The organism is Mycoplasma elephantis ATCC 51980 (assembly GCF_000687815.1).
Taxonomy (GTDB): Bacteria; Bacillota_I; Bacilli_A; order Mycoplasmatales; family Metamycoplasmataceae; genus Mycoplasma_H; species Mycoplasma_H elephantis.
In genome coordinates, this window is record NZ_JHXU01000011.1 from 1 (window position 1) to 12,692 (window position 12,692).

9 protein-coding genes are annotated in these 12,692 nt (G+C 24.8%); 1 reads left to right on the forward strand and 8 read right to left on the reverse strand.

Features of this window, described 5'->3' with window-relative positions; translation table 4 throughout:
• The 5 genes from T380_RS04010 to asnS form a co-directional block, all read right to left on the reverse strand.
• Window positions 1-1,246, reverse strand: a 1,246-nt coding sequence (locus T380_RS04010) for a hypothetical protein (RefSeq protein WP_036436984.1), incomplete at its 3' end; no start/stop codon positions are given.
• Complete coding sequence (locus T380_RS0102935) at window positions 1,247-3,436, reverse strand: ATP-dependent helicase (protein ID WP_027334407.1); 2,190 nt, start codon at window positions 3,434-3,436, stop codon at window positions 1,247-1,249.
• Complete coding sequence (locus tag T380_RS0102940) at window positions 3,437-4,057, reverse strand: RDD family protein (RefSeq protein ID WP_027334408.1); 621 nt, start codon at window positions 4,055-4,057, stop codon at window positions 3,437-3,439.
• Window positions 4,050-5,048 carry a glycosyltransferase gene (locus tag T380_RS0102945; protein ID WP_027334409.1) on the reverse strand — a complete coding sequence of 333 codons (999 nt, stop codon included), beginning with the start codon at window positions 5,046-5,048 and terminating at the stop codon, window positions 4,050-4,052. Before T380_RS0102945 ends, T380_RS0102940 begins: the two co-directional genes overlap by 8 nt.
• A gap of 7 nt (window positions 5,049-5,055) precedes the next feature.
• Window positions 5,056-6,399, reverse strand: coding sequence for an asparagine--tRNA ligase (gene asnS, locus T380_RS0102950; protein ID WP_027334410.1), 1,344 nt, complete (start codon window positions 6,397-6,399; stop codon window positions 5,056-5,058).
• Window positions 6,400-6,480: 81 nt separating this feature from the next.
• Between asnS and glyA the strand changes: the two genes are divergently transcribed.
• Entirely contained in the window at window positions 6,481-7,728 is a 1,248-nt protein-coding gene (glyA, locus tag T380_RS0102955; protein ID WP_027334411.1) for a serine hydroxymethyltransferase, read from the forward strand.
• A gap of 24 nt (window positions 7,729-7,752) precedes the next feature.
• Here the strand turns inward: glyA and T380_RS04015 are convergent, their stop codons facing one another.
• From T380_RS04015 to T380_RS0102970, 3 genes are all read right to left on the reverse strand, one after another.
• Window positions 7,753-8,754: a S66 family peptidase gene (locus tag T380_RS04015; protein ID WP_051599992.1), complete on the reverse strand. Its 1,002-nt coding sequence runs from the start codon at window positions 8,752-8,754 to the stop codon at window positions 7,753-7,755.
• A gap of 10 nt (window positions 8,755-8,764) precedes the next feature.
• Window positions 8,765-10,378, reverse strand: a complete 1,614-nt coding sequence (gene argS / locus T380_RS0102965; RefSeq protein ID WP_027334412.1) for an arginine--tRNA ligase — start codon at window positions 10,376-10,378, stop codon at window positions 8,765-8,767.
• A 223-nt stretch (window positions 10,379-10,601) separates the two neighbouring features.
• Window positions 10,602-12,683 carry a phenylalanine--tRNA ligase subunit beta gene (locus tag T380_RS0102970; RefSeq protein ID WP_027334413.1) on the reverse strand — a complete coding sequence of 694 codons (2,082 nt, stop codon included), beginning with the start codon at window positions 12,681-12,683 and terminating at the stop codon, window positions 10,602-10,604.
• Between the last annotated feature and the right edge of the window lie 9 nt (window positions 12,684-12,692).

The following is a 12,692-nucleotide window of genomic DNA, read 5'->3' on the forward strand; positions in this document are numbered from 1 at the left end:
ACACAAATTCCGGTTTGGCCAAAATACATGAATTAAGTAAATTATTTTTATTATTATTTTGCAACACAAAACCTTTTACATTTTCATTTTTAAAAAGATATTTATATTTTGAAAAAGAGGTTTTTAAAATTATAAAATTGTTTTTTCCGCATTTACTAAGAATATCTCTACTTAACATGTAATCATCAACCACAATAAAATTATTTGCATCATTTGATGTCGAGATGATATTAAGTATTGTTTTTTGATAAATATTTACTAAAATTTTAAATAAATATTTTATTTTATAAAATTCGTTTTGCAACTCTATGTTAATTAAATCACTAAAATTATTATTATTAGTGTCTGTTATTTGTTTGATATCTATTTTTATAATTCTGGCAATAGATTCAATATTATAAACATTATTGAATGAAAAGCTTTTTTCCTTGAAAAACTCATTAAAAAAATCGTTTTTAAACTTATAAAGAACAACGTTAATATCATTTTTATAATCGTTTATGTTATATGTACGACCATAAATATATTCTTCTGTAAAATTTAAATTCTTTTTAAATAGTCTTATATTTTTATTATTAAATTTCTTTATTTTTTTTAATGATTTTTTATAACTATTAGATACTAAAATTAAATAATAAAATTCGTTATCTTCATAAAACAAAATATCTTTTTTATATTTTATTTTTTCAATAAATTCTTCTTTAAACAATTTTAAGTTAGTATTAAATTCATTTTTGAAACATAGCGGAATAATTGATATGTAAGGATTGTTTTTTTTAATATTAAAATTATAATTTTCCAACATAAAAGCAATATTTTTATTGAAATTTCATGAAATATTGAAAAATATTTCATCATCTTTATTTGCAGGAAAAATGGTTATTTTATATAATGAATTATTTATATAAAATGTTGACAAATATGTTTCGTTATTCCCATTATTACATAAAAAAACATTCTTTAGTCTAGCCGCTTTACCAATTGGCAAATGAACTAAAAAATCATTTAAGTCAAATCACTCATAATTAGCAAACGTTTTAAAAATTCCTTTATATGGTCTATCGCGCCTAAAATTTCGTCAACCTGTTCTCTTAAATCGATTATTTTTAAAATCGTAGACAAATTGCATTTGACCTAAAGCATTAAATCTTATATTATTTCTAAAAAGAGAAAATCACAAAATAATTGTTGTTAATTGAACAATAATAATAACAGATATTGCGCCAACAATTATTCATTGAGTCATTTATTGAGTTCCTCCTCTTTTTAAAACCTGGAAAGACATGTGTGTCTTCATTAGTTGTTTAACACCATGTTTTTTATTATTAAATTTGACTTTTATTGTATCTCCTATTATATCAATAACTTCCCCCTCGCCAAATGATGAGTGAGAAATTACATCTCCAATAAATACTTCACGATTTTTAAGAATAAGATTTATTTCTTGCGTCATATCTTCAGCAGGGACTACATCATGAGATATTATTGATGTATCTTTTATACCCATTTCTTTCAAAAATTTTGAAGGGCGTTTTTGAGCATCAGAGTCAAATCTTGTACCCCTACTATCCGAAAGGAATAACCTTTTCTTTGCTCTTGTAATTGCCACATATGCTAATCGACGTTCTTCTTCCATTTTTTCTTTAGTAGAACTAAATAAATCATTTTCACTTGTTTTTCTCGAAGGGAAAATATCATCAGATAAACCAACTATAAATACATTATCAAATTGCAATCCTTTTGCAGCATGAATAGTCATTAATGATACATAATTATTTACAGAAAAATCATCGTTTGAACTAGAAAGTAATGAAATACTTTCAAGATAATCAGCAACAGTTTTATCACTATTATTTTTTTCCCACTCTTCAATGGATTCTAGAAGTTCCTTTATATTATCCATTGCGGAACCACGAAGATTTGATACTCCGCTTATTTGTTCATAATAACCAATATCTTGCATGAATTTATCAAGAACAACTGAAATTCTATTAGATTTTAAGGTTTCTCTGTAAAATTTTATTTTTTGGATGAGATTAGCTAAATTTAATCTTGCCTTTTTAGTTTTTACTGGAAAATCAGGGTCATTAATATACTTAATAACACAATCAAACACATTCATGTTTTTTAAAGCTGCAAAATCTAAAATTTTAAGTTGAGTTTGTGTTCCTAATTCCCTAGGTGGAACATTTATAATTCTATTAAAAGAAATATTATTGCCATCATAGATCGCTCTAAGAAAAGCGAGAGCATCTTTAACTTCTTTTCTTTCAAAAAAACGTTCTCCGCCAAATATCTTATGATTTATGTTTTCTTTAATTAGGGCTTCTTCAAATGGACGAGAATAAAAATTAGAACGATAAAAAATAGCTATAGATTTTAATTGGTTTTTAGCTTTTTTAAGCTCATTAATTTTTTTTACAACTCAAAGCGCTTCTGCTTGCGGACTAAAAGCATGAAAAAATTCAGGTTCTTCTCCAACAGGGTTTTCAGTAATAAGATCTTTATCAACTCTATTTTTATTGTGCTTAATAAGATTATTAGCTTTGGCTAAAATACTTTTTGTAGACCTATAATTTTGATTAAGGGTAACCGTTTTCGTATTTTTAAATTCCTTGTCAAAATTAAGCATAAGATCAACTTGCGCACCTCTTCAGCTATATATAGTTTGATCAGGATCGCCGACAATTGTTATTTGTGCGTTTTTTGCGACAACTTTAATTATTTCATATTGAATATTATTTGTATCTTGAAACTCATCAACCAAAACATAATCATATTTATGAGATCATTTTTCACACACACTTGGAAAATTATCAAACAATTTCTTAGTAGTTAATAGTAAATCATGAAAATCCAATGCGTTGTTACTTTCTAACATTTTAGTATATTCTTCTAAGATGCTTAACTTCATAATTTCGATAATATTATTTTTATGTTTCTCGATAAATTTTGTATGATCAATATTTTTAATTTTGAAAACATGAATAAATTCCATCATATCTGAATAAGGGATTATATTGTCGTTTATTTCCATTCTGTCATAAATTCTTTTTAAAATGTCTCTTAAATCTTTTTTATCAACTATATGAAAATCTCTTTTACGACCTAATTTGTCTATATCTGTTCTAAGAATTTTTGAACATAATGAGTGAAATGTTGTCGCGTAAACATCAATTGAATCAGATAAATAACTACTAATTCTTGTTTTCATTTCATTTGCAGCTCTATTGGTAAAAGTAATTGCCAAAATACGTGATGGATCAACGCCAATAACTTTAATTAAATATGCAACCTTTCTTGTTAATACTTTTGTCTTACCGCTTCCTGCGCTAGCTATAATTCTCAAAGGACCTTTATCATATAAAACAGATGCTAATTGTTTTGGGTTTAGGTCAGAAGTTAACTTTTTTTCAATATCAGAAATTTCACTCATTTATTCCTTTCAATAAAATTTTTTATGCTTAATTTTTAATGGCAATAATACAAAATTATTTTCATTATCTAAAATTATTTTATTATAAACAACTCTTTGGGTAGTAATATAATCAACCAAACTTAAGCGACTAGGTTTTAAAATAATAAATATATAGTTCACTATCATAAACAAATTTCAAAACCCTATTAATGATGATGCAATATAAATACCTATATTGATGTGTAAAGGTAATAAAGAGAAATTGATCTCATCACTTTCTTTAATTATTGAATAATAAGGCAACACCATCAAACTAACAAAAATAATTACAAAACTTCAAAAAAAAGAAGTAAAAATATTTCGTTTTAAAATTGGTTGTCATTTTTTTACCCCAATAAATTTAATTCTTGTAATTATCATTCCTAAATTTCCGAATTTTGTTATTAACGGTATAAATAAATAATTAAAACAAATAATAAAAATAATGAAAATAAATAATAAGATTGTTGAAATAAATTCATTTTTGATTGCATTGTTAAATAAAAAATAACCAATAATTATAGAGATTAATATAAATACTAAATTAATAATATCGCTCAAAAACCTTATTCAAAAACTTGAATTTTTATATTTATCCATTTAATTTTTTTAAAATACTCTTTCAATTACTCATAGGTACTTTTTTACTCATAAATTCATTTTCTGGCAACCCTAAATTCATATATTTATTTTTAAAAGCGAAATTGTTAAATTCATTTTCAAATAATTTTTCAATATGCTTATCCATTTTTTCTAAATTTAATTTCGAGAAACGATTGGATGTTACATTCAAACCAATACGATTAAGAAATGTTGTTACTGTTAAAAGCCCCGGAGTGAGTATACATGAGTAATAAAAATTAGCATACATTAATTCATGTTTATATTTTAAATCTTTATGTTGTAAATAATTACTCAAATTGATTCAAGTATTTTTGAAAGTTCTAGGTGTTATAACAAAATCTTTATCAACACTTTCTCTAACCACTCTATAATCATTATAACAATATGATGTTGCATTAAATAACAGATAATACAAAAGTTCAATAGAAAATTTAGAGTTTCCACTGAAATTTTCATTAATATTGATTATTTTTGATACTAATTCTTTTTTATATAATTTATTAAAAATAAATGGAAATGATAACGCAATAAACTTAGGTTTGTTAATGTCATAAATCTTTTTATCCGTAATTCTTGCTTTAGGTTTTCACCTTACATCACCTATAAGGCGTGGCTTATATTCTATAATATCTGTATTATATTTTAAAATATCTTCAATAAAGACATTTGTGGTATAACTTCTAAAAATAGAATTTGGAAAAATAAATGTAAAATAATCGCCTTCCGCTATTTTCAATCCACAAAACATCAAATATTCAACATTTAAATCTTTATAATTTGTTATTATTTTTGTTTTTCCATTTAATTGATTTGGTAATTTATCTAATTGTTTTAGAATATTATCATTTACTTTTTGAATAACTAAAATTAATTCAAAATCTTGATTATCTTGACTTGCAATAGAATTTAAAAAATTACCTATATCCGAAAATTTACTATTTATTACACTTATAATTGACAACTTCATATATCACCTACATTCTTAAATTATTTACTGTTCTAGGATATGGGATACTATCTCTAATATTTTCAACATCAGTACAATACATAACAAGTCTTTCAAAACCTACACCAAATCCGCTAGAACCCGAGTCTCCAAATTTTCTCAAGTCAAGATATCATTGAATATCCCCTTCAGAAATACCTATTTCTCTTACTCTTTTTAATAGAAGATCATACCTACTTTCACGCTGACTACCACCAACAAGTTCCCCTATTCCAGGAACTAATAAATCAAAAGCTGCAACAGTTTTTTTGTCATCATTTTGATACATGTAAAATGCTTTTATTTCCTTAGGATAATTAATTATGGCAACAGGTGCATTGGCTCATTTCTCACATAAAAATCTTTCGTGTTCTGTAGCCAAGTCCATCCCAAATTTAATATCTTGGATTTCAAAACTTTTTTTGTTCTTTTCTAAAACTTTTATTGCATCTTTATATTCTAAGATTTTTAAATCGTATTGAAGATATTTATTTAATTTTTCAATTAATAGACCATTTGATTTTTGATCCAAATACTCGAACTCATAAGGTAAATCTTTTATAGTTTTAAAAATAACTTTTTTCAATAAATCGTCAGCAAGTGAAATTATTTGTTTCAAATCATAAAATGCAACTTCTGGTTCTATCATTCAAAATTCTGCCAAGTGTTTTTTTGTATTAGAATTTTCCGCCCTAAATGTAGGCGCGAATGTATAAACTTTTGTAAAACCAATAGCATATGATTCCGCATGCAACTGACCAGTTACTCCTAGTGTTGCATTGTTATTACCGAAGAAATTTTTTTCATTTTCACTAAAAACATTAAATGCTTCACCAGCACCTTCACCATCATTTGATGTAATAATTGGTGAATGCATATTTAAAAAATTATTTTTTGAAAAATATTCATGAATATTTTGTGCTAGTTTTGAACGAATTAACATAACGCAACGCAAATATTTTGTTCTATGACGCACATGGGGAATTTCACGTAATGTTTCAAGATTCATAAATTGTTTTTGAATAGGGTACTCATTATTTGTTAAAGATAAAATATTTAACTCTTCAATCTCTAATTCAATTTCTTGTGCCGCGCCAGGTGTACACTTTAATTTTCCCTTTACCTTAATTGATGTACCTATAACAATTTTTTCAACTAAAGAAAAATATTTATTTGTATTTTTTATTACAAGTTGCAAATTTTTAACTGTACTTCCATCATTTAATTCAATAAAACCAATTTTTTTATTTACCCGTACTGTTTCAACCCAACCAAAAATCTCTACATCTTTATTATCATATTCTATTAAATTCTTAAAAAAATCAATTATCATATAACTCCTATAATATGAGATTATTATTAAATAATTTCATTATATAATTATATATAAAATATTAAGTTAGCAGGTGTCAAAATGTATAAAAAAATAAAATTGAATGATAAGGTAATTGAAAAAGCAATTAATGGCGAACTACGAAGACAATCAAATAATATTGAGCTTATCGCGTCAGAAAATTACGTTAGCGAGGATGTTTTAAAGGCAACGGGATCTATATTAACAAACAAATATGGTGAAGGATATCCTAAAAAAAGATATTATGGCGGATGTAAAAACGTTGATATTGTTGAACAAACAGCAATTGATCGTGTCAAGGAATTATTTAATGTAAAATTTGCAAATGTTCAATCATATTCAGGTTCAGTAGCTAATGCAGCTGCATTAGCATCGTTAATGCCAAAAGGCGGAAAAATACTTGGGTTAAGTCTTGCTTCCGGCGGACATCTTACTCATGGTTATAAAATTTCGTTTAGCGGAATATTTTATGATTCATATACATATGAAGTAGATAAAAATGGTTTTTTAGATTATGAAGAAATTAAAAAAATAGCATTGAATGTTAAACCAAATGTAATAATTTGTGGATATAGCGCATATTCAAGAGTTGTTGATTTTAAAAAATTCAAAGAAATAGCTGATGCATGTGGCGCCAAACTACTAGCCGATATTGCCCATATTGCAGGTTTAATTGCTACAGGTCTTCATCCAAGTCCAATTGGATATGCCGATGTTATAACCTCTACAACTCACAAAACATTAAGAGGTACACGCGGGGCTATAATAATGACAAATGATCCAGAACTTGCTAAAAAAATAGATCGCTGAGTATTTCCTGGTTATCAAGGAGGTCCATTATTTCATGCAATAGCTGGTAAGGCGGTAGCTTTTTATGAAGCATTAAATCCAAATTATAAAAAATATATTTCTCAAGTTTTACTTAATTCAAAAGCTTTTGCTAAAAAATTTATTGATCTTGGAGCAACCATAATTACTGGTGGTACTGATAATCATTTATTTATAATTGATGTTTTAAAATCCTATAATTTGACTGGAAAAGATGCTGAAAAAATATTAGATTCTATAAAAATAACAGCAAACAAAAATACAATACCTTTTGATACATTATCTCCAACAATAGCTAGTGGTTTAAGGGTGGGAACAGCTGCAATGACTTCTAGAGGATTAAAAGAAAAAGATTTTGAAAAATTAGCCATTATCATTGATTCATGCTTAAGAGATCAATCAGATAATAATTTAAGAAAATTAAAAGAAGAAGTAAATGTCATTTCTAATGAAAATCCAATAAAAAAACAATATATTTAAAGAAAAAAGTGCGAAAAGCACTTTTTATTTTTTCTTTATTTTTATCTTTTTTGTTTCAAAATTAATGGTCATTTTTCCACCAAAAGGTAATGTAACCATAGGATCTGTATGGCCTATGTCAAAATTACTTACAATTGGCAATTTAAATTCTTTAAGAATCTCTAACTCTTGTTCTCAATAAAGATTACCGTCAGGACGTCCATGAATAATAGCTTTAGCTTTAGAAATATAAGGTGATAAATGTTTAATAATTCTCTCATATTCTCCAGGCTTAGTTGTTAGGTTTGCTCTTTCAAGAAAAATAATGCAATCTTTAAAAAATGATGGTTTTGGCAATAATTCTTGTTCAAATAAAGCATCAAGAACTTCAACACAACCCCCTAAAATATTTCCTTCAACAATTGATTCGTTTTTTGATGTTCAGATATAACCTGAATTTGTTTGATATTTTCTAGGTTTTAAATTATTTTCGGGAATAGCTCAATCAAGAAATTCACAAGTTCATTCTTTTGAAGCACTCACTTCAACAGCTGCATCACTAAAAATCATTGATTCAAAGTAATTTTTAGTATACTCGTTCATACCCGTATTTTCCGCAAATGTTGGCATAACGCTAGGTCCGTAATAAGATTGAATTCCATTTTTTAAAAACAAATAATGTATTGATGTAGAATCCGAAAATCCTACAAAAATTTTAGGGTACTTCTTAAGAACTTCAGGATCCACATATGATCAAACCTTATATGAATCAAACCCTCCCATTATGCTAAATATTGCCTTAACATCATCATTTTTAAGAGCCCTCATTAAATCTTCAGCTCTTAATTCTGGGTGGTTTGACACGAAATCCACCCCTTTAAGTGAATAACGGCCTTCAACCACATTAAGTTTTAGTACATCTTGTATATATTTTTTTCCTTGTTCATATCTATGTTTAAACTTTTTTTCTCCCGCTATTCCACTTGAAAGTGAAATTAATGCAACTGTATCGCCTTGTTTTAATTTTTTTGGTATAGTTAACTCCATAAATCCCCTACTAGTTTGTTGATATTTCTAATAATTTTAAACTATTAAATAATATGTTTTTAAAAGATTTAAAAATCAATATTCTCTTGTTATTTATCTCATAATTTTCTAAATTAATAATAGAATTAAAAAGGTTACAAATCTTTACTACATATTGAGGTAAAAGTTGAATTTTGTATGTTTTAGTAATAGTTTTTATTATATTTTTAAAACTTGATAATTCAATAATTAAATCAATTTCTTTCTTGTTAAATTTATATTTTTCATCCAATTTAGGTTTTATATTATTTAAAATAAGATTATTTAATTTTTTATATGTATCTTTAATAATAAATACAGGATTATTTTCATCCATTTCTTCAATTTGATCTATATCTAAATCCATTTTAGTATTAGAGTCTCTAGATGACAAATTATATCTTAAAGCATCAATTGAAACATACTCTAATAAATCTCTAATTGTAAGACTTGTACCATTACGTTTTGACATTTTGAATTCTTTTCCATCTTTTATCAATCTTACAAGTTGGATAATCACAACATGAAAATTATCACTATTGAAATTATTCATTATTAAAGAATTTTCAATTCTTTTTATATATCCTGAATGATCGGCTCCTCAAACATTTATCAATTTGTCCGCTCTTTTAGCTTTATCTAAATGGTATGCGATATCAGATAAAAAATAAGTATAAGAACCATCTTTTTTAACAAGAACACGATCTTTATCATCGCCAAATTTTGTTGTCTGTAAAAATTTAGCACCATCTTTTTCATAAATAAAATTACTTAAAGTATCCAAACTTTTTAAAACTAAATTACGCTCAAATAATGATTTTTCACTAGTAAAAATATCAAATGATACTTTTATTTTTTTAAGATCTTTTCTTATTTCATTCATGAATCAATCAACAGCTATTTTTTTGAATTCTAATCTTTTAATATCAAATTTACTTAAAAAATAATCATCATATTTCTTTTTAACAAATTTTGCAAACTCAATAATATCATTACCTTTGTAACACTCTTCCGGCATTTGTGAGTTTATTTTAAATAAGTTTTGGTATCTTACATATGCACTATCGCATAAAATATTAATTTGATTACCAGCATCATTTATATAATATTCGTTTGTTACGTTATAACCTGCATATTTCATAACATTGCTAAGCACACTGCCAACAATAGCATTTCTTGCATGTCCGGCATGCAAATACCCGGTTGGATTAACTGATACAAATTCATTATTTATATTTAATTTCTCAAATTGATTAGAGCCATATCTTTTTTCTTTACTTAAATAATTTACAAACTCTAAATAAATAGAATTTTTAAACTTAACATTTATAAAACCAGGAGATGTGATTGATACTTTTAATATTTCGGGGCATTTGATTAGATAAGAATAAATAATTTTTGCTATTTCTTCATGTGATAAATCACATTTTTTTGAAACAACCATAGCAAAATTTGTTGATAAATCATATTCAATTTTTTCCACATTTTCATTAAAGGGGATACGTGGTTCGGAAATAATAAAATTAAAATCATCAATATTTAATTTTGAATTTATTTCAAATAAACCATTTTTTAATAATTTATAAAATTGTTCTTGAATGTTCATTGATACCTCCGCAATAATTTATTATATATATAATATATAAAAAAAATTATTATAAATAATTAAAAAATGTTATAATGAAATAGATGTTTTATTTATATAGAATATTATAAATATTATGCTTTGTAGCGATAGCAGCATAGTCGCTTAAAAGTTTCTTGCGAGATTTATCTCATTTCATATGCTAATTAATTTTACAGCTTGCGAGTTAGTAAAAAAAAGCCAATTATTTGGCTTTTTTATTTATTTTTTCATTTAATAATTCAACAATTTGTTTTGAACCAAAAACTCTAAAAGTGGTATTGACAAAATCATCTTTATAAAAACGATCTATAATCTCGATTTTTACAGTTTTATCTACATCTTTAAAAAACTCAATGTATTTCTCAACAGATTCATTTTTTGTTAATTTGTATGTAAAATCTACATAATCAAGTGGGGCTTTATTATATTCTTCATATTTCTTTACTTTACTTGTTTCAAATTCAATAAGTTCAACAATAATAGAATTGGAAATATCGTATTTTGGATTTATTTTACCAATTCATCCTACTAATTTGTTTTTTTTGAATATTTTTGCACTTATATTTATATGCATATAATTATTTTCATTTCATCTTTTAAGTTCAAATTCACCAATAATATTTTTAATAATTTGTTTCATTTCATTAAAACTTTTTTGATTTGAACTAAAAATTAATGATTTTATGTTTCTATTTATATAACCAATTTCAAACAAATTAAGATTTAATCTTTTTCTTCTAAAATTATAATTTATCACTTCTAATAATGAAGGTAATTGGGAATTACGGATATATTTTCTATTTTCTGATACATATGTCTGTAATGATATATTTTCTTTAAAAGAAAAAGGATTATACATCATTTCTTCATTAGCCCTTAAAGTAAAAGTTAAAATCTCATTAAAACTATTTGCTAAAAGCATGTCCTTAATTGTATTTGGTTGTTTTACTTCATTATATATTTTATTTACTTTTACTTTTTCGAAACTATCATAATCATAAAATCTGAATATTTCTTCTATGACATCTTCAAAATTTTGAATATCATAACGATTTTTAGGTATCACAACATAATTTTTTTCAAATTTAAAACCTAGAATTTTTAATCTATTTTTTACATTTTTAAAATCAGATGAATTAGTAAAATCAAAATTTGCATAACGATTTAATTTCTCTTTATTTATTTCAATTTTTATATAATCATTTTTAAACACAATATAATTAACTTTTTTAAGATTATTTTTAAGATATGCTAAAAGAATAGTTATTAATCCGGGAGCAATTTTTTTAATAGATAATTGAGAATTAAAGTTTGAAATTTTTGTGTACTTTAAATTATTTCTGGCATCAATTAGATTAGGAATCGCTATTAAAATATTCGAATTATCACTAATTTCTATATTATTATTCGACCCTAAAATAATTTCATTATTGTTTGATTTTAAATAAAGAATATTTTTATCCTCTACAATTCTATATTCTTTGTCGTTATTTAAATAAGTTACCGGCAAACCAAATAAAATACTTAAATAATTCATATAATTATCAAATTTGCTACCTATTTTAAAATCATGATTTAATAAAAGTAGAATATCTTTTATATTTAAATCAGGTATTTTTTTTAAAGAAAGGGTTATTAAATTTTCAATTTTATCAATATTTTTGAATTTCATATTTGATGAATTATCAAATTCTTTATTTAAATTTCATTTTAAAAAATTATTTTTAAAATTGAAATATGCGGAGATTTCTAGTGCCATAATCATATATGAATTCGCATCGTTTCTATTTGTTAGAATAGAAACATCTATAAATGAATCATTTAAATTTAAAATTTCAATTGGGTCATTTTTTATATCCGTATCATAAGAAAAAATATGGTTTTTATATTCTCCAATTAAATCCTTATTGAATCCAATTTCTTCTAACGAACAAAACATGCCCTCCGATAGAATGCCCTTAATTTCAGTTGGGGTTATTTTTAAATTTCCGGCAAATCCATTATCGACAATAGCTAAATATGTATTATTTAATTTTACACACGGATCATTAGTTTGAATTATTCTTACTTTATCATCAAACATTACTTTACATACATTAAGCTTATCTGCGTTTGGATTTTTTGTAATTTCTATTATTTTACCGAATTTTAAATTTTTAAAATTCATAGGTTTAATTATTTCTTCTACTTCAAAACCTATTTTATTTATCGCATTAGCAATTTGTTCAGCCGTTAATTCATCGTGACCTAATATATTCTTTAATTTATTTACCGAAAATTTCATTTTATGCTC